Genomic DNA, 18148 nt, shown 5'->3' on the forward strand with positions numbered 1-18148 from the left:
CGGCGATGGCGGTGAGGAAAGCGGCGCGCTCGGCCCGGCTCGCGTAGCCATAGGACCAGAACGCCTCCTCCGCCGCCTCCGCCGCCCGCTCGACCAACTCCACCGTCCCCATCGAGAACCGATGCGCAGGACCGAACGCCGGCTCGTTCTCGAAGAACTCCTCGCCGCCGACCCAGTCGCCTGCGATCAGATGCCTGCCATGCGGGGTGAATGTCATGGGATGTCCTTTCAAAGATCAGCCGAAATAGCGCACGCGGAAGGCGTCGATCGCCACGGCGATGAAGATCATCACGCCTCCGATCATGCCGACATAGAAGGACGGCACGTTGATGATGGCGAGGCCGACCTGAATCACCGTCAGCAGCAGCACCCCGCCAAGCACGCCCAGCACGTTGCCCCGGCCGCCGAAGACGCTGACGCCCCCGATGATCGGCGCCGCGATCGCGTAGAGCAGATAGCTCGACCCCTGGTTCGAGGTGATCGCCATCTGCCACGAGGCCAGCAGCACCCCCGCCAGCGCCGCCAGAAAGCCCGAGATGGTATAGGCGATGACCTTGACCCGATCGACCCGGATACCGGCCGAATTCGACGCCACCGGATTGCCGCCCACCGCATAGATCGACCGGCCGAGCACGGTGCGTTGCAGCACCACCCCCATCGCGATCAGCGCGATCAGGAACACCACCGGCATCAGGGGCCAGCCGCCGATCGTCGCCTGCCCGATCCAGACATAGCCGTCGGACAGGTTGGTCAGCGTCTTGCCCTGCGTCAGCGCCAGCAGCGCGCCTTGCAGGATGATCATCATCGCCAGCGTCTCGATCAGCGACACCATCTTGAGCCGGGTGATGCAGATCCCGTTGAAGAAGCCGATGAAGGTCCCCACCGCCAGCCCGACGAGCATCGCGATGAACCACGGCAGGCCGAGGTCGGAATAGGCCAGCGCCCCCACCGCCGCCGAAAACCCGGCATTCGCGGGGATCGACAGGTCGATCTCGGCTACCAGCAGCGGCAGCGCCACCGCAAGGCCGAGCATTCCCAGCACGGTCGCCTGCACCATCACGTTTTGCAGGTTGAACACGGTCAGGAAGAATTCGTTGAAGGCGCCGAACAGGATCACCAGCGCGATCAGCCAGATCCAGACGACGTTGTGCAGCACCCAGCCCAGAATGGCGGTGCCGTTCACCCGGGCCGCGGCCGGGGCGGTTGTGCTGTTGACGGTTGCATTGCTCATGCCCGACTCTCCTGTCTTGTGCGGATGCGTCATGCCTGCACCGAGGCGCGCAGACGCTCGACGGTGATGTCCTCTCCCGTCAGGGTTTCCTTGATGTCGCCCTGCCCGAAGACGCAGACGCGATCGACGGCGCGGACGAGTTCGTCGGTGTCGGTCGACACGATGATGACCGCCACGCCGGTGTTGCTGAGCGCGTCGATGATGCGCAGCACGTCCTGTTTCACGCCGACGTCGATGCCGCGCGTGGGTTCATCGACGATCAGCAGGCGCGGATCGGTGGCCAGCACCCGGCCAAGGCAGACCTTCTGCTGGTTCCCGCCGCTGAGCGTGTCGACGGCATATTCCGGGCCGGGGGATTTGACCCCCATCGCGCCGAAGTAGCGCGAAACGACGGCGGCCTCGGCCGCGCGGTCGATGAAACCGAAGCGCGCCCGCGACGGCAGCGAGGACAGCGCGATGTTCTGCCCGATCGACATCTGCCCCACCGCGCCGTCCCGGCGCCGGTCATCGGACAGAAAGGCGATCCCGGCGTCGAGCGCCATGCGCGGATCGCCCGGCAGGCCGGTTTCCACGCCGTTCATCGTCAGCCGTCCGCGCGCCGGATAAAGGCCGAAGATCGCCCGGGCGAGCTCCTTGGCCCCCGCCCCGGGCAGGCCGGTGAAGCCCACGATCTCCCCCGGTGCGATGTCAAGCGCCGACAGCGCCAGATGCCGCCCCCGCACCTCGCGCAGGCTGATCGCCGGCGCCTTGCCCGCATGGTCGCGCCGCGCGCGCTGGAACAGCGTCAACCCGCGCCCGAGCACGAGTTCGGACAGCTGTTCAGAGGTCATGGCGCGCACATCCTCGGACCCGCCGGCAAGGCTGCCGTCGCGCAGGACGGATACCGCGTCGCAGATCTCCAGAATCTCGTCGTTGTAATGCGAGATGAAGATGAAGGTCACGCCTTCCGCCTTCAGCCGCCGCATGAAGTCGAAAAGCTGGCGACGGTCGGCGACGGTCAGCGCTGCGGTGGGTTCGTCGAGGATGATGACCGTGCCGCCGGAAAACATCGCGCGCAGGATGTTCAGCTTGCGCCGCGCCACCGCGTCGAGCCGCCCCGCCAGCGCCGCCGGATCGATCCCCGATCCGTCGAGCATCCGCGCCGCATCCGCCCGCAGGGCCTTCCAGTCGACAAGCCCGTTGCGCACCGGCCAGATGCCCAGCATCAGGTTTTCCGCCGCCGTCATGTTGTCGATGATCATCGGTTCCTGCGTCACCAGGAACACGCCCGCCTCTTCCATCGCCTTGACGTCCACCCGCTCAAGCGGCCGGCCGTTCATGACGATCCGCCCCGAGGTCGGCGTGCGCTGGCCGGAGATGACCCCCACCAGCGTCGATTTGCCGGCGCCGTTCTCGCCCAGAAGCCCGTGGATCGTGCCGCGGCGGATGTCGAGCGTCACGCCCCGCAGCGCCTTGACCGGGCCGTAGCTTTTGGCCACGTCGTCGATCCGCAGGATCACGTCATCCGTGGCGGTCCAGCCGCCTGTGTCGTGTATCGTCATGTCGGTCCTCCCCTACCGATGGGCGAAACTGCCGGAGCGGTGCCGCTCCGGCGATGCCGATGCGGCGATCAGGTGTAGGGAATGCCCCAGTCCTTTTCCGCGACCGCCCCCCAGTGGCGCGGATCCCCCGCATTGTCGGCATTGATGACGAAGGGCGGGATGATCAGGGTCGGGCCGGTCTTGCCCTCGACGATCTCGCCCCTTTCCCAGAAGTATTTCGGGTTCTCATAGGTGCCGAGCGGCACCGCCTCGCCGTTCAGCGCGTGCTTCACGATCATCTCGACCGCGATCTCGCCATAGGCGATCGGGTCCTGCGACACGCATGCATCCATGAAGCCGTCCTGAATCCATTTCAGCGCGACCGGCTCGCCGTCGATATCGACGAAGATGACATGGCCATCCTCGCCCACCTTCTTCCAGCGGCCGCGCTGCTGAAGCGCCGTGGCGATGCCGCGCGCGGGCGAATCCGAAGGCGCGTGCACCGCGTCGAGATCCGGAAATTCCGACAGGGTGGACAGCGTGACCGACAGCATCTGGTCGAGCTGGCCCTCGGTCGGGCGTTGCAGGTAGCGGATCTCGGGATACTGGGCGAAGACGGAATCCATCCCCTCCTTGCGCAGCCGCCATGCGACCGAGGCGAGCGCGCCATAGCAGTTCAGCACCGTGCCCTTCGGGCTGCCGTATTTCTGCGTCAGGCGATCGACGATCTCCTGCGCCGCCATCACGCCGCCCAGAAAGTTGTCGAAGCTGACGGTGATCGCCACCTCGCCGCCATCGGCCGGGGTGTCGATGATCCCCACCGGGATGTTCTGCTGGTTGTAGCGGCGGATGGCCGAGACGATCGCCTGACTGTCGATCGGGTCCGAGATGATCGCCGAGGGCCGCGACAGCAGCAGGCTCTGCCATTGCTCAAGCTGCCGGGTATTGTCGAAATTGGCGTTGGTCGCCTGAAAGGCGCCCGAATTGGCCTGAACGGCGCGCTTCACCGCCTCTTCCTGAATGACGAAGAAATAGTAGTCGAGGCTCTTGTTCGAATAGGGGATCGACAGGCGAGACTGCGCGAACGCGCCCTGCCCCATCATCACCCCAAGACCAAGCGCCGCGCCCCCTGCCAGCACACCGCGCCGGTTCACTCCCTTACGCATCTCCATGGCATCCTCCCTGATGCGACTGCATATGTAGTAATACTAGATTATAAGTGATTCTGTCAAGAGATTGCGGCGGACCGGCCTGTCTGAAATCGCGGATCTAGTGCGGCGATTTCATCGGGTGACCTGATTTTTATCCCGTAATCATAGCCGATTACGCCGAGATCCTGAGAGGGAGCACGGCCTGACGGCGCAGGCCATGCCCTTACGGAATGAAGTTTTACTATATTATCGCATCCGGACGTAGGACGTGCCGTCGAAACAGCCCACCACCATGCCCGCCGCCTCGCGCGTGAAGAGGCCGTTTTCCACCACGCCCGGAATGCGGTTCAACTCGATCTCCAGCGGTGCGGGATCGGCGATCACCGGGCCGCAATGGCAATCGAGGATGAAGTTCCCGCTATCGGTCACCACCGGCTGGCCGTCGCGCATCCGGCGCTCGATCCGGATGTCGCGGATGCCGTGATCGGCAAGGCATCCGGTCACCATGCGCTCGGTCTGTTTCCAGGCGAACTGCACCACCTCGACCGGCAGTGGAAACCGGCCCAGACAATCGACGATCTTGGTTTCGTCGCAGATGCAGATCATCCGTTTCGAGGCATGGGCGACGATCTTTTCCCACAGGAGGCAGGCGCCCCCGCCCTTGATCATGTTGAAGCGGCGGTCGATTTCATCCGGCCCGTCGATGGTCAGGTCGATCTCGCCGATCTCGTTCGGGTCGGTGATCCCGATCCCCACCTCGCGGGCCACGTCGATGGTGGACCGCGAGGTCGTGGTGCAGGTCAGCTTCAGCCCCTCGGCCACATGCCGGCCCAGTTCGCGCACGAAGAAATGCGACGTCGTGCCCGAGCCGAGCCCGAGCTTCATCCCGTCGCGCACGAAATCCTGAATCACGCGCCGCCCGGCGACCCGTTTGGCCTCGTCTTGCTGGCTCATTCCTTCCTCCTCCCGCGCGGTCCCTGCCGCGCCTCTTCCGGTTTCAGATCTTGTCGGTCTGCCAACTGTCCAGCGCGGGCAGCTGGTCCGGGAACTGGCTGCCGCTTGCGATGGCGATGGCGGTTACCAGCATGTTGGTGACCAGATGGTGGTTCAGCCGCGACGCGAGCGGCGTCATCAGCTCGGTCCGGTCGTAGGGCAGCACCGCGATCACCGCGTCCGACACCTGCGCAAGCGGGCTGTCCCCGGCGGCGACCGACACCACCCGCGCGCCCCCCGCCCGCGCGGCGACGGCGACCTCGACCGTCTGTTTCGTATGCCCCGACTGGGAAAAGATCAGCGCGACCTCCCCCGGACGGGCGCTTTCGGCGTGCATCCATTGCACCTGCCGGCCAAGCAGCGCCTGACAGCGCATCCCCAACCGCTGGAACTTGTGTTCCGCATCCAGCGCGTTGACCTCGGAAATCCCGGTGGCGTAGATCCCGGTCCAGCTTGCCGCCTGCAACAGCCGCGCCCCCTCGGCCACCTGCGCGGGATCCAGATCCTCGGCCAGCCGCTGGATCGCGTTCAGCGAATTGCGGCAGGTCTTGCGCACGATGTTGTCGATGCTGTCCTGCGGCCCGATCTGTTCATAGACGAACGGCGCCGAGGGCACGAGGCTCTGCGCCAGATGCAGCTTGAAATCCTGATAGCCGTCAAAGCCGAACCGGCGGCAGAACCGCATGATCGTCGGATCGCTGACCGAGCAGGTCTCGGACAGGCGCGCCATGCTCATATGGATCACCTTCGAGGGCGCGGAGCCGACGAAATCGGCGACGCGCCGTTCGGCGGGGCGCATGTCCTCGCGCTCCTGAAGGATCCTTTGCAGCAGGCTGGCGGCGGTCATGGTCTCTCCTTGGGCTATTCGGCGGCGCTGGCTTTCCGCCCGTGCTGCAACAGATCGGCCAGACGGGTCAACCGATGACCGGCGGGAACCGCGACTTCGGCGCCGCCGCCCCATGGCACGACGTAGAAAGGCACCCCCGCCGCCGCCGCCGTCGCCTGATCGACGCGGGTGTCGCCGACATAGGCCCATGTGCCCGGAGTCAGGTCCATCGCCGCCGCCACGGCGCGCAGATGCCCGGGGTCCGGCTTGCACGCCGGCACCGCATCGGCGCCGATCGCCGCCTCGAACAGCCCGTCCAGTCCAAGCTGCGACAGCACCTTGCCCGTCACCGCATGGTTCTTGTTGGTGCAGATGCCAAGCCGCACCCCGGCCGCGTGCAGCGCGCCCAGATCCTCGCGCACATGATCGAAGAAGCGCGTCCGCCCGGCCGGATCGTCCAGATAGGCCCGCAGATAGCCGTCGAAGGCCCGCGCCACGGCGGCTTCGTCATGCGCGATGCCCTTGTCGTCGAGGATGTCGCGGATCAGCCGGTGCGGGCCGTTGCCGATGAAACGTTCGACATAGGTGGGATCCAGCTCCGGCCAGCCGTTGCGCGCGAAACCCGCGTTCAGGGCCGCCGCGATATCGGGGGCGCTGTCGATCAGCGTGCCGTCGAGGTCGAAGATCAGGGCTGAATAGGCTGGCATCGGGCGGGCTCCTAATGGTCAAGAACGGGATCGCCGAGCGCGGCGAAGCTGTCGCGCAGCAGCGGATAGAGGCTGCGGTAGATCGGATGGGCACGGGCATAGAGGCGCACGGCCCCGGGCTCCGGGCTTTCGCGGGTCAGGGCGCGGCAGCGCGCGGCGGCGACACCGGCATCGGGCCAGACGCCCACCGCCATCCCGGCCACCAACGCGGCGCCGAAGGCCGCGCCCTCCGCCGCGCCTTCGGTGGTGACCACGTCGCAATCGAAGAGATCGGCCTGCATCTGCCGCCACAGGGGCGCCCGCGCCCCGCCGCCCGAAGCCTTGACGATATGCCCGTCGATCCCCATCGGCCGCATCAGGGCGTGCATGTCGGCAAAGGCATGGACCACGCCCTCCATCAGCGCGCGGGCGGCATCGCCCCGGCCATGCCGCGCGGTCAGCCCGACAAAGGCGCCGCGTGCCTCGGTATCCGGATGCGGGCAGCGCTCGCCGTTCAGATAGGGCAGGAACAGCAGCCCCCGCGCACCCGGCGGGCTTGCCGCCGCCTCGGCGACGATCGCCTCGAAGGACAGCGCGGCACCGTCCGCCCCCCGGCAGAACGTCTCGCGGAACCAGCTCATCGCCCCGCCGGCGTTCAGCGACACGCCCATGCAGTGCCATTTGTCCGGCGCGACATTGCAGAACACCTGCAATCTGCCATCCGGGTTTTCCTGTGGCGCGTCGAGCGCGGCGGCAAGTATCCCCGCCGTGCCGATGGTGGTCTGCAATTCGCCCGGCGCGATCACGCCCGAGCCGATGGTCTGGATCACGCTGTCGCCGCCACCGCCCGCGACGGGTACGCCCTCGGGCAGGCCGAACAGCGCCGCACCGCGGGCCGAGACCCGCCCGGTGACCACCTGCGATTCAAACACCGGCGGCAGAATGTCCGGGTCGATCCCCGCAAGTTCGATCAGCCCCGTCGCCCATCGCCGGGCGCGGACGTCGAACAGCCCGGTGCCCGAGGCGTCCGAGACCTCGGACGCCACCTCCCCCGTCAGGCGCAGGCGCAGATAGTCCTTGGGGTTCAGCATCAGGGCCATGCGCGCGAACAGATCGGGCTCGTGATTGCGCATCCACATGATCTTGCCGCCGGTATAGCCGACCAGCATCCGGTTGTTCGTCAGCGACAGCAGCCCCTCAACCCCGCCCGCCGCCTCGGTCAGGGCGGCGCATTCCGGGCCGTTGCGCTGATCGTTCCACAGGATCGCCGGGCGCAGCACCCGGTGCCCCGCGTCCAGCGGCGTCAGCCCGTGCATCTGCCCCGACAGGCCGATGCACAGGATCTCGACCCCCGGCGCCCGGGCAAGCGCCCCGGCCACCGCCTTGCGCGCGCCGATGACCCACAGTTCGGGGTCCTGTTCCGTCCAGCCGGGATGCGGCTGCGACAGCGGATAGGTCGCGGTATCCGCCGCGATCACCGCGCCATCGGTGCCGATCAGCAGCGCCTTGCACCCCGAGGTGCCGATGTCGATGCCCAGAAGCGCCTGCATGGCTCAGGCTCCGACGCCGTGATGCAGCCGGACATGCTTGAAGTTGAAATACTCAAGCAGCCCCTCGCGCCCGTGTTCATAGCCGATGCCGCTTTGCTTGCGGCCGCCATAGGGGGCGTTCATGATCCCGGCATCGACATTGTTGATCGCCACATTGCCGTAATCGAGGCCCGCCGACAGGCTCTGAATCTCGGTCAGGTCGCGCGCATAGACATAGGAGGCCAGCCCATAGGGCGTATCGTTCGCATGCCGGATCGCCTCAGACAGATCGTCATAGGGGGCGACGCCGACGAGGGGGCCAAAAGTCTCCTCCGTCATCACCAGCATTTCATGCGTGCAATCGGCCAGAACCGTCGGGCGGAAGAAATGCCCGCCCGCATATTCCGCCCCCTCGGGCGCATGACCCCCGGCGATCAGCCGCGCCCCTTTGGCCAGCGCATCCGCCAGATGCGCCCGTGTCTTCGCCAGCGGCTCGGCCAAGGCCATGGCCCCAAGATCGGCATCCGGGTGCGCAAGTCCGTCTTGCACGCTCAGCGCCTCCGCCGCGCGGCCGAGGCCCGCCAGAAATTCCTCATAGACCCCACGCTGCACGTAGATGCGGTTGATCGCGATGCAGATCTGCCCGCAATTGCGAAAGCTGCGCCGGGCCGCGCCCTTGACCGCCGCCGCGATATCGGCGCTTGCGGTCACCACCATCGGGCAATTGCCGCCGAGTTCGAGCGACATCCGCTTCACCTGCGGGCAGCTTTGCTGGATATGCAGGCCGACGGCGCTTGACCCGGTGAAGGCGATCTTGTCGACCTGCGGATGGTCGACCAGCGCCTGCCCGACCTGCGAGCCCCTGCCCGTCAGCACGTTGACGACGCCGGGCGGGATCCCCGCCTCGGCGCATTTCGCGGCGATGGCCAGCGCGGTGAAGGGCGTGATCTCGGCCGGCTTGATGACGATGGCGCAGCCCGCCGCAAGGCTCGCGCAGAGCTTCCAGCCTACCAGTTCCGCCGGATAGTTCCACGGCGTGATCGCGCAGACGACGCCGATCGGTTCGCGCACCACGAGGCTTTGAAATCCCGGCTGATCGTTCGGGATGATCTCGCCATGCACGCGGGTGGCCTCTTCGGCATAGAAATGGCTGGCCTCGGCGAGCTTGAGGATCTCGCCTTTCGCCTCGTTCACGGGCTTGCCCTGCTCCACGGTCATGATCCGCGCCATCTCCGCCGCATCCGCCGCGATCAGGTCGCCCAGCCGGTGCAGCGCCGCCGCCCGCGCCTTGGGCACCTGCGCCGCCCAGGGACGGAACGCGCGGCGGGCGGCGGTGACGGCCTCGTCGACCTCCGCCGGGGTCGCCGCCGCGATATGGCCGATGACCGCGCCGGTCGCCGGGTTCTCGACGGCAAGCCGCGCCCCTTCGCCGGGCCGGAACGCGCCGCCGATGAAAAGCATGCCGTCCATGCGCGCAATCGATTGGAATGGAGTCTGATCTGTCATGAGCCTCGCCGCCTCCCCCTGCGGGTGATCCCTGTGATTCAGGAATATAGCATAACTACATTCTGGCAAGGGGAATTTTCTGGTGCCGCGAGGGAATGCCGATGGGGCGGCGTTCAAGATCAGGCCATATTCACATGATTTCCATCCATAATATCGGAATTCTGGCTGTCACTGTGGAAAAATCACCCCGCGCCATCACCGATCCCGCTTGACCAGAATCAATTGGTATATGTAGTTTTGCTATATACCGAGGAGGAGACCCAAAAATGCTACCCACCACCCCCGACAAGGCAAAGCTCGTCGGCCGCGTCTGGCGTCCGGGCATCGGCCCGTCCGTCGTGATCCTGCGCGACGGCGTGCTGATCGACGTGACCGATTCGGTCACATCCATGGCCGATTTCCTTGACAACGATCCGGCCGGGCGCTTCGACGCGCTGACGGGCGAGGTCGTCGGCACGCCCCAGGACCTCGTGCTGGAGACCGCGGAAATGGGGTATCATTCCGACCGTCCCTGCCTGCTGGCGCCCTGCGATTTTCAGGCGCTGAAGGCCTGCGGCGTGACCTTCGCGCGCAGCATGGTGGAACGGGTGATCGACGAACGCACCTCGGGCGATCCGGCCCGCGCCGACGCGCTGCGCCAGCGCATCGGCACGCTGATCGGCGGCAGCCTGTCGAACATTCAGGCGGGGTCGGAGCGCGCCGCCGGGGTCAAGGCCGCGCTGATCGCCGAGGGGCTGTGGTCGCAATACCTAGAGGTCGGCATCGGCCCCGACGCCGAGGTCTTCACCAAGTCCCAGCCGATGTCCTCGGTGGGACCGGGCGCGCAGATCGGGGTGAACCGGATTTCGTCGTGGAACAACCCCGAGCCCGAGGTCGTGCTGGCCGTCGACAGCCGGGGCACCATCCGCGGCGCCACGCTTGGCAATGACGTCAACCTGCGCGATGTCGAGGGGCGTTCGGCCCTGCTTCTGGGCAAGGCCAAGGACAACAACGCCTCCTGCGCCATCGGGCCGTTCATCCGGCTTTTCGACGAAGGCTTCACGCTGGCCGATGTCGAAACCGCGACGCTGACCATGGCGGTCACCGGGCTGGACGGGTTCCGCATGTCGGGCGAGTCGAACATGGCCGAGATCAGCCGCAAGCCCGCCGATCTGGTCGCGCAGACGATCAACCCCTCGCACCAGTATCCGGACGGTTTCATGCTGTTCCTCGGCACGATGTTCGCGCCCACGCAGGACCGGGAGGAGAAGGGCTCGGGCTTCACCCACAAGCCGGGCGACGTGGTGGAAATCTCCACCCCGCTGCTTGGCACCCTGCGCAATACCGTCGTCACCTCGGACGAGGCCGCGCCCTGGACCTTTGGCACCCGGGCGCTGATGCGCAATCTTGCCGGGCGGGGGCTGCTGTGACCGGATGCCCCTTGAAACTGGTCGTCACCGATCAGGCCTTCGGCAACACCCGCCACGAACGCGCGGCCGCCGAGGCCGTGGGCGCGCGCTTTGCCGAATATCAGTGCCGCAGCGAGGATGAGGCGCTGGCCGCCGTTGCCGGCGCGCAGGCCGTGCTGAACAATTTCGCCCCGATGACCCGCAAGGTGATGGCGGCGATGGCGCCGGGCGCGGTGATCGTGCGCTATGGCGTGGGTGTGGACAATGTGGACCTTGCGGCGGCGCGGGATCTGGGCGTGCGGGTGTGCAACGTGCCCGATTACGGCGTCGATGAGGTGGCGGACCATGCGGCGGCGATGACCCTCGCGCTCGCGCGCAAGCTTGGCCGCTATGACGCGGGTATCCGCGCGAGGGAATGGAAGATCGACCGGATGGTCGACGGGCTGCGCTCGCTCCGCGACACGACGGTGGGGCTGATCGGGCTTGGCCGCATCGCGCGGGCCTATGCGGCGCGGATGGCGGTCTTCGGCTGCCGGATCACCGGGTTCGACCCCTTCGTGACCGAGGATCAGGCCCGCGCCATCGGCATCACGCCCCTGCCCCGCGAAGAGGTGATCGCCAACGCCGATGTCCTGTCGCTGCATGTGCCGCTGACGCCGGAAACGCGCCATCTGCTCGACGCGGACGCCATCGCCCGGATGCCCGCGGGCGCGATCCTGATCAACTGCTCGCGCGGGGGGTTGGTGGATGAAGCAGCGCTCGCCGCGGCGCTGGCCTCGGGGCATCTGTCGGGCGCCGGGCTCGACGTGTTCGAGAAGGAACCCCTGCCCGCCGGCTCGCCCCTGCGGGCCGCGCCGAACATCCTTATGTCGCCGCATGCGGCGTTCTTTTCCGATGCCTCGGTCGATACGCTGCAACGGCTGGCCTCGGAAGAGGCGCTGCGGGCCCTGCGCGGCGAACCGCTGCGCTGTCCGCTGACCTGAAGGAGGAGCAGATGGACTACAGGACGAAACAGGATCTGACGGGCCGGCTCGCGCTGGTCACCGGCGCGGGTCAGGGCATCGGCGCGGCGATCGCCGAGGCCCTTGCCGCGACCGGGGCCGAGGTGATCTGCACCGACATCCTGCGCGAGAGGGCCGAGGCCACGGCCCGCGACCTGACGGACAGGGGCCTGAAGGCACGGGGTGAGGTGCTGGACGTCACCGACAGCGCCGGGATCGACGCGCTGGCCGGGCGGCTGCCGCCGCTCGACGTGCTGGTGTGCAATGCGGGCATCGTCACCAACACCCCGGCCGAGGACATGACCGACGCGGAATGGGACCGGGTCATCGCGGTGAACCTGACCGGCGTGTTCCGCACCTGTCGCGGCTTCGGGCGGCGGATGATCGCGGCGGGGCGCGGGTCGATCGTCAACATCGGCTCGATGTCGGCGCAGATCGTCAACACACCGCAGCCGCAATGCCATTACAACGCCTCCAAGGCCGGGGTGCATCACCTGACGAAATCGTTGGCCGTCGAATGGGCAAAGCACGGCGTGCGGGTGAATGCCGTCGCGCCGACCTATGTGGAAACGCCGCTGCTGCATGGGCTGGAAAGCCAGCCGGGGCTGATCGCGCGCTGGCTCGACCTGACGCCCGCCGGGCGGATGGGCCAACCGCATGAGATCGCCTCGGTCGTGCAGTTCCTCGCTTCGGACGCGGCCAGCCTGCTGACCGGATCCATCGTCACCGCCGACGCGGGCTATACCTGTATCTGAGGGGGTATCACGGCAATCGCGCGGGTTCTGAAATGCCCGCGCGGGATCGACCTGCCCGCACGGCGCGCGCGCCATCGCGTCAGGCCATGCCGGGCGCCCCATTTCTGCGGTTGCAATTCCGCGCCGTCCCATTAGGGTCCGTGGCAGATTGCCGCACCCTTCGCGGGGGCGGGGCCAGCGTTCATGCCGCGCCGGAACAGGATCCGGCCGGACTGCGAGCCTGTTTCCCTTCAGAGCCGGAGCCGATGTTGACCAGTCCTGTTTCCGCCGACCACCATGCCGGGATGATCCGCCGCGTCGCGATGTCCTCCGCTCCGTCGCGGTCGGCGCTGGCGGCCTCGTGGAGCCGTTCCCTGCTGCATCACGGGCTTGAACCCGAATGCCGGCGGAGGCCCGAGCGCCTGTCCTCCGCCGCGCTGCGGGACCGGCGCGAGGCGGCCCGGACGCTTCTGCGGGTGGCGACGCCGATCCTCGACCGGCTGGCGGGCGTAGTGACGGAAACCGGCAGCGCGCTGATGCTGGGCCTTGCCGACGGCCTGATCGTCGAGGAACGCCTGCGCGACGCGGACCGCCCGATGTTCGGCGAGGTCGGCCTGACGACCGGCGCCCGATGGTCCGAGGCGGACGAGGGCACGAACGGCATCGGCACCGCGCTGGCGGAACGTCGCGCGATGGTGATCTGGCGCGACCAGCATTTCCACAACCGCAACCTCGCCCTGACCTGCATGAGCGCTCCGATCGAGGCGCCCGATGGCGGCAACGCGGGCGTGATCGACATTTCCTCTTGCCGCCGCGATCTGAGCGAGGGGCAGGCCCGGCTGATCGCCCTGACCGTGCAGGACGCGGCGATCCGCATCGGCAGCGAGCTGTTCCGCCTCGCGCATCCCGATGCGCGGCTGGTGACGCTGGCGACGGACCCGCATTCCGGCCCCTGCCTGATCGCCGTGGATGACAGCGACCTGATCGTTTCGTGCAACCGCGCCGCGCGCCGGATGCTGCGCCTGTCGGCCGAGGACATCGCCCGCCATCCGCCCTTCGCCGATCTGATGCGCCAGGGCCGCGCCCGTGGCGACATCGCCGGGGCGGTCCGGTCCGAGGTGGTGCGGGCGCTGAAACGGTCCGGCGGCAATGTGACCCTTGCCGCGCGCGATCTGCGGATCGGCCGCTCGACGCTGTATCGCAAGATCAAATCCCTCGGCCTGACCGGGCATCTCAAAAGCTGAGTCTCAGAGTCCCGTTTTCGGGACAAACGGGCTGCGGCACCTTCTCCGCCGGGGTTTCCACGGGTCCCCGTTTGCGCAAGGTTTCGGCATACCACGGTATCCCGAAAGCCGCAGCCGGCCCCGGATACCTCCATGCCACAGGAGGAAACATGCCCGAAGATCAGATCCTCGCGGAAACCGCGTTCAAATCCTCGCCCTTCAAGGCACGCTATGAAAACTACATCGGCGGCAAATGGATGGCGCCGAAATCCGGGCGTTACATGCAGAACATCTCGCCGGTGACGGGCCATGTGGTCTGCGAGGTTCCGCGTTCCGACGCGGCGGATGTCGAGGCCGCGCTGGATGCCGCCCATGCCGCCCGCCGCGCCTGGGGCCGGGCCTCGAACGCCGAACGCGCCGGGATCCTGAACAGGGTGGCCGACCGGCTTGAACAGAACCTGTCCGCCATCGCGCTGGCCGAGACATGGGACAACGGCAAGCCGCTGCGCGAGACGATGAACGCCGACATCCCGCTTGCGATCGACCATTTCCGCTATTTCGCCGGGGTGATCCGCGCCGAGGAAGGCTCGATCGGCGAGATCGACCACGACACGGTGGCCTATCACTACAAGGAACCGCTTGGCGTCGTCGGCCAGATCATCCCGTGGAACTTCCCCATCCTGATGGCCGCGTGGAAGATCGCGCCTGCGCTGGCGGCGGGCAACTGCATCGTGATGAAACCCGCCGAACAGACCCCGGCCTCGATCCTCGTGCTGCTGGAATTCATCGAGGACCTGCTGCCGCCGGGCGTGCTGAACATCGTCAACGGCACCGGGATCGAGGTCGGCGCCCCCCTCGCCTCCAGCAACCGCATCGCCAAGATCGCCTTCACCGGATCGACCCCGGTGGGCAAGTCGATCATGAAGGCGGCCTCCGAGCACGTCACCAACATCACGCTGGAACTGGGCGGCAAGTCGCCCAACATCTTCTTTGCCGATGTGATGGCGGAGGAGGACGATTTCCTCGACAAGGCGCTGGAAGGTTTCAGCTTCTTTGCCCTGAACCAGGGCGAGATCTGCACCTGTCCGAGCCGCGCGCTGGTGCAGGAATCGATCTACGACCGCTTCATGGAAAAGGCGCTCAAGCGGGTCGAGGCGATTCAGGCGGGCGATCCGCGTGCCGCCGGCACGATGATCGGCGCGCAGGCCTCGAAACAGCAGTTCGACAAGATCCTCAGCTACATGGAGATCGGCCTGAACGAGGGCGCCAAAATCCTGACCGGCGGCACGGCGCAGAGCTTTTCCGGCGACATCGAAGGCGGCTATTACATCAAGCCGACGATCTTCGAGGGCAACAACAGGATGCGGGTTTTCCAGGAGGAAATCTTTGGCCCGGTCGTTTCCGTCACCACCTTCAAGACGCTGGAAGACGCGCTCGAGATCGCCAATGACACGGTTTTCGGCCTTGGCGCCGGGGTCTGGTCGCGCGACATGAACACCGCCTATCGTGCCGGCCGGGGGATCGAGGCCGGCCGCGTCTGGACCAACTGCTATCACCTCTACCCCGCCGGGGCGGCCTTCGGCGGCTACAAGCAATCGGGGATCGGGCGTGAGAACCACAAGATGATGCTCGACCACTATCAGGAAACCAAGAACGTGCTGGTCAGCTATTCGCCGAAGAAGCTCGGATTCTTCTGAGGCGGCGCGGGCGCGTCGGCTGCCGATGCGCCCGTTGGACAGCCCTAACGCGGGCTGTCCATGACCTGCAGGAACAACACCTCGCCCCCACCGCCTCATAGGAATGGGGCGCATCGCCAATAGTCCCCGCGCCGATTTCCGCCGTCCCCGGCGGATGCGGATCGAACCATTTCAGGCCAGCCGCGTTGGCAAGGCAGAGTTCAGCCAGTCGGGGGCGATCATGACCGGAACGCCGGATCCGAATTCCCGCGCGGCCTTGCAGGATCGTCGCGCGCGGCACCTGTTGCTGTGGAGCGGCCCCCTCCTCTTCCTGTTCGCTCGGCCGGCCTTCGCTGTCGTCGCGCAGGGACTGGTGGCGGCGATCTGTGCGGCGCGCGGCTCGGCCTCCGCCTGGCAGGACGCGGGGGCGTGGTTTTCGGTCTACGGGACGCTGATCGACGCGGGCTGCCTTGCGCTGCTCTGGTGGCTGACCCGCAAAGAGGGCCTTTCGCTGCGCGATCTGATCGGGTTCGAGCGGCGGAAACTGGGGCGCGATATCCTGCTCGGCTTCGCGCTGATCCCGCCCGGCCTGCTGTTCATTCTCGGGGGCATCGCCGCCAGCAGCCTGTTGATCTTTGGCCGCGTTGAAGGCCCGCAGCTCAGCGAACCCCTGCCGTTCGTCGCCGCGCTTCATGCCGTGCTGGTCTGGCCGCTGATCTGGGGCTTCACCGAGCAGATGGGCTATAACGGCTATCTGGTGCCACGGCTGCAGGTGCTTGCGGGCCGCACATGGGTTGCGGTGGCCGTGGTGGCGTTCGTCTGGTCGTTCCAGCATGCGGTCATGCCGCTGACCTTCGATCCCGCGTTCATGCTGCACCGGGCCCTGTCGTCGATTCCGAATGCGCTGTTCATGATCATGGTCTATCTGCGCCTCCGCCGCCTCCTGCCGCTGGCGATCGCCCATTGGCTGATGGACGGCGCCTCGGCCCTGTCCGCATTCTGACAAACGGCCGGATGGACCTCACGCCAGACTGTCCGCATCCTCGCCATGGTCGAACGCAGGCGCCGCCAGCCGCCGTGCATAGTCCCGCAACTCGGCCGGCCAGGGATCGCTCAGCGCAAGGAAGCGGGCGCGGTCACCGGCGTAAAGCGCGCGCGCCGCCTCTTCGTAGCCCGTCTGGTTTCCCAGCATCGCCATCATGAACCGGTCCGAGGCCTGCTGCGCCTCGCGTGCGACCTGCTTGTGCTCTTCCAGCTTGCGGGCCGTATCCACCAGCCGGCGCAGCGTCGCGGACGCGCCCCCGGACTGACGGGAAAGCCAGTCCCAATGGCGGGGCAGCAAGGTGACCTCGCGCGCGACAACCCCGAGTTTGGGGCGCCCCGGCGATCTGGGGGCGTCTTGCTGCGGCTCCTCCGACTGGCCAAGCCGGGCCGCGATCTCTTCCTCCGTGCCGCGCAGATCGAAATCGACCTGTCGCCCGGTCTGGTCGTCGAAGATCAGGATCGCATCCGGAATACCACGATCCAGAGCCTTCCGGACCGCGATCCCGACGTTGCGCGAAGCACCGGCCATCAGAAGGCGCTGGCCGGCAAAGGCGGTGTATGAATTGGGCATGGGATTCTCGCACAGGATATCTACAGTTGCGCCCCTTTTACCCGGATAAAATGAAATGTCAATAATACCCGGGTAAATTTATGACGCACCGCGGCTGAAGAGCGGCGACAAGAGTTTGCAAAGGGTGTTTTCCCGGGATTTGGCGCGCAGGCGATGCGGTGACCGCGGACCTCAGCCAGACGACAGCGGCGCGGCATGCCCGGCGATGCAAAGCGCGACGGCGATATAGAACAGCACGCAGCCGGCCAGAACGAACACATGCCAGATCGTGTTGTGAAAGCGCAGCCGCTCGGACAGGAAGAAGCCCACACCCACGGTATAAACGACCCCGCCCGCGATCATCAGCGTGATGGTCGGCCCCGACAATGCCGCGAAAACCGGCCCGCCGACGACAAGGACGGCCCAGCCCATCCCCAGATACAGCGCCAGCCCGAGCCACCGGAACCGTTCCGGATTGACCAGCTTCAGGATCGAGCCGATCGCCGCCGACCCCCACAGCCCCGCAAGCATGGCCGAGATCTGCGCCCCGGACATGAGCAGGAAGGGCGTATAGGTCCCGGCGATCTTGATATAGATCGCCGAGTGGTCCAGACGCCGCAGCAGGCCCGCCCATCTTTGCGCGGTGACCATGTTGTTGAGCGCCGAGAAGGTCAGCAGCAGCAGCAACGCCCCGCCGTAGATCGAAACGCCCCAGATCGCGTGACTGCCGGGACGGGACATGGCCGTGGCGATGATCAGGGCGGGCACGGCGGCGACAGCCAGCACCAGACCCAGCACGTGAACGATCCCGTCGCTGACGCGCTCGGCCTTGCTGTAGGAGGGGCGACTCGGCTGAAGCTGCTGCATGCGCGGATGCTAGGTCCGATCGTCCGGCCGCACAACGAAAGACAACGGCAAATCGCGGGACCTCCCGCGATCGTCAGCGGACGGCCATTGACCCGACGGGCTCGGGGTCTGCGTGGATATTCCGGATGTGCCCGGTCATCTGGCTTGCGTCAGCCCGACAGGCGACGGCGCAGGAGGCGTTCGCCCGTTTCGCGGGGCGCAGGATATGGCCGGGCCGTCTGAC

The 18148-nt window shown here is 66.9% G+C and carries 16 protein-coding genes and 1 pseudogene; 6 read left to right on the forward strand and 11 right to left on the reverse strand.

The genetic code is table 11. From position 1 onward, the window contains the following. The 9 genes and pseudogenes from D2T30_RS08540 to D2T30_RS08580 all read right to left on the reverse strand — a co-directional run. Positions 1–217: pseudogene (locus D2T30_RS08540) on the reverse strand (aldehyde dehydrogenase (NADP(+))); the annotation flags it as partial. Between the two features lie 18 nt (positions 218–235). Next, a complete protein-coding gene (locus D2T30_RS08545; RefSeq protein WP_128208522.1) occupies positions 236–1231 on the reverse strand; it encodes an ABC transporter permease in 996 nt (331 codons plus the stop codon). 29 nt (positions 1232–1260) lie between these two features. Then, a complete protein-coding gene (locus D2T30_RS08550; RefSeq protein WP_128208523.1) occupies positions 1261–2772 on the reverse strand; it encodes a sugar ABC transporter ATP-binding protein in 1512 nt (503 codons plus the stop codon). Between the two features lie 68 nt (positions 2773–2840). Continuing rightward, the gene (locus tag D2T30_RS08555; RefSeq protein WP_206612614.1) at positions 2841–3923 is read right to left on the reverse strand and encodes a sugar ABC transporter substrate-binding protein; all 1083 of its coding nucleotides are present in this window, start codon (positions 3921–3923) and stop codon (positions 2841–2843) included. 225 nt (positions 3924–4148) lie between these two features. After that, positions 4149–4856: a ribose 5-phosphate isomerase A gene (gene rpiA / locus D2T30_RS08560; protein WP_128208524.1), complete on the reverse strand. Its 708-nt coding sequence runs from the start codon at positions 4854–4856 to the stop codon at positions 4149–4151. 43 nt (positions 4857–4899) lie between these two features. Beyond that, positions 4900–5742, reverse strand: coding sequence for a MurR/RpiR family transcriptional regulator (locus D2T30_RS08565; protein WP_128184630.1), 843 nt, complete (start codon positions 5740–5742; stop codon positions 4900–4902). A gap of 14 nt (positions 5743–5756) precedes the next feature. Next, the gene (locus D2T30_RS08570; RefSeq protein ID WP_128208525.1) at positions 5757–6428 is read right to left on the reverse strand and encodes an HAD family hydrolase; all 672 of its coding nucleotides are present in this window, start codon (positions 6426–6428) and stop codon (positions 5757–5759) included. 11 nt (positions 6429–6439) lie between these two features. Further along, positions 6440–7957 (reverse strand): xylulokinase, encoded by a 1518-nt coding sequence (xylB, locus tag D2T30_RS08575; protein WP_128208526.1) that lies wholly within the window; start codon positions 7955–7957, stop codon positions 6440–6442. A 3-nt stretch (positions 7958–7960) separates the two neighbouring features. Further along, entirely contained in the window at positions 7961–9406 is a 1446-nt protein-coding gene (locus D2T30_RS08580; RefSeq protein ID WP_241651224.1) for an aldehyde dehydrogenase family protein, read from the reverse strand. Between the two features lie 302 nt (positions 9407–9708). Here D2T30_RS08580 and D2T30_RS08585 point away from each other — a divergent pair, with 302 nt between their 5' ends. The 6 genes from D2T30_RS08585 to D2T30_RS08610 all read left to right on the forward strand — a co-directional run bounded on the left by D2T30_RS08585 (position 9709) and on the right by D2T30_RS08610 (position 16467). After that, complete coding sequence (locus D2T30_RS08585) at positions 9709–10851, forward strand: fumarylacetoacetate hydrolase family protein (protein ID WP_128208528.1); 1143 nt, start codon at positions 9709–9711, stop codon at positions 10849–10851. An 11-nt stretch (positions 10852–10862) separates the two neighbouring features. Next, on the forward strand, positions 10863–11813 hold the full coding sequence (locus D2T30_RS08590; RefSeq protein ID WP_164884256.1) for a C-terminal binding protein: 951 nt from the start codon (positions 10863–10865) through the stop codon (positions 11811–11813). 11 nt (positions 11814–11824) lie between these two features. Next, complete coding sequence (locus D2T30_RS08595) at positions 11825–12586, forward strand: SDR family NAD(P)-dependent oxidoreductase (RefSeq protein WP_128208530.1); 762 nt, start codon at positions 11825–11827, stop codon at positions 12584–12586. Positions 12587–12834: 248 nt separating this feature from the next. Beyond that, positions 12835–13809, forward strand: a complete 975-nt coding sequence (locus D2T30_RS08600) for a GAF domain-containing protein (RefSeq protein ID WP_241649127.1) — start codon at positions 12835–12837, stop codon at positions 13807–13809. 149 nt (positions 13810–13958) lie between these two features. After that, positions 13959–15485 (forward strand): acetaldehyde dehydrogenase ExaC, encoded by a 1527-nt coding sequence (gene exaC, locus D2T30_RS08605; protein ID WP_128208531.1) that lies wholly within the window; start codon positions 13959–13961, stop codon positions 15483–15485. A gap of 220 nt (positions 15486–15705) precedes the next feature. Continuing rightward, the gene (locus D2T30_RS08610; protein ID WP_128208532.1) at positions 15706–16467 is read left to right on the forward strand and encodes a CPBP family glutamic-type intramembrane protease; all 762 of its coding nucleotides are present in this window, start codon (positions 15706–15708) and stop codon (positions 16465–16467) included. A gap of 18 nt (positions 16468–16485) precedes the next feature. On the opposite strand, the gene D2T30_RS08615 is transcribed toward D2T30_RS08610, so the two are convergent. Next, complete coding sequence (locus D2T30_RS08615; protein ID WP_128208533.1) at positions 16486–17079, reverse strand: DUF2239 family protein; 594 nt, start codon at positions 17077–17079, stop codon at positions 16486–16488. A 171-nt stretch (positions 17080–17250) separates the two neighbouring features. After that, complete coding sequence (trhA, locus tag D2T30_RS08620; protein WP_128208534.1) at positions 17251–17925, reverse strand: PAQR family membrane homeostasis protein TrhA; 675 nt, start codon at positions 17923–17925, stop codon at positions 17251–17253. Positions 17926–18148 lie beyond the last annotated feature (223 nt).

Source organism: Paenirhodobacter populi, assembly GCF_004022215.1.
In the GTDB taxonomy this organism is placed as follows: domain Bacteria; phylum Pseudomonadota; class Alphaproteobacteria; order Rhodobacterales; family Rhodobacteraceae; genus Rhodobacter; species Rhodobacter populi.

Coding starts and splice junctions, on each gene's coding strand:
- D2T30_RS08585 (WP_128208528.1), top strand. CDS start 9,709: ATGCTACCCACCACCCCCGACAAGGCAAAGCTCGTCGGCCGCGTCTGG.
- D2T30_RS08610 (WP_128208532.1), top strand. CDS start 15,706: ATGACCGGAACGCCGGATCCGAATTCCCGCGCGGCCTTGCAGGATCGT.
- rpiA (WP_128208524.1), bottom strand. CDS start 4,856: ATGAGCCAGCAAGACGAGGCCAAACGGGTCGCCGGGCGGCGCGTGATT.
- D2T30_RS08580 (WP_241651224.1), bottom strand. CDS start 9,406: ATGGACGGCATGCTTTTCATCGGCGGCGCGTTCCGGCCCGGCGAAGGG.
- trhA (WP_128208534.1), bottom strand. CDS start 17,925: ATGCAGCAGCTTCAGCCGAGTCGCCCCTCCTACAGCAAGGCCGAGCGC.
- exaC (WP_128208531.1), top strand. CDS start 13,959: ATGCCCGAAGATCAGATCCTCGCGGAAACCGCGTTCAAATCCTCGCCC.
- D2T30_RS08545 (WP_128208522.1), bottom strand. CDS start 1,231: ATGAGCAATGCAACCGTCAACAGCACAACCGCCCCGGCCGCGGCCCGG.
- D2T30_RS08555 (WP_206612614.1), bottom strand. CDS start 3,923: ATGGAGATGCGTAAGGGAGTGAACCGGCGCGGTGTGCTGGCAGGGGGC.
- D2T30_RS08615 (WP_128208533.1), bottom strand. CDS start 17,079: ATGCCCAATTCATACACCGCCTTTGCCGGCCAGCGCCTTCTGATGGCC.
- D2T30_RS08550 (WP_128208523.1), bottom strand. CDS start 2,772: ATGACGATACACGACACAGGCGGCTGGACCGCCACGGATGACGTGATC.
- D2T30_RS08565 (WP_128184630.1), bottom strand. CDS start 5,742: ATGACCGCCGCCAGCCTGCTGCAAAGGATCCTTCAGGAGCGCGAGGAC.
- xylB (WP_128208526.1), bottom strand. CDS start 7,957: ATGCAGGCGCTTCTGGGCATCGACATCGGCACCTCGGGGTGCAAGGCG.
- D2T30_RS08595 (WP_128208530.1), top strand. CDS start 11,825: ATGGACTACAGGACGAAACAGGATCTGACGGGCCGGCTCGCGCTGGTC.
- D2T30_RS08570 (WP_128208525.1), bottom strand. CDS start 6,428: ATGCCAGCCTATTCAGCCCTGATCTTCGACCTCGACGGCACGCTGATC.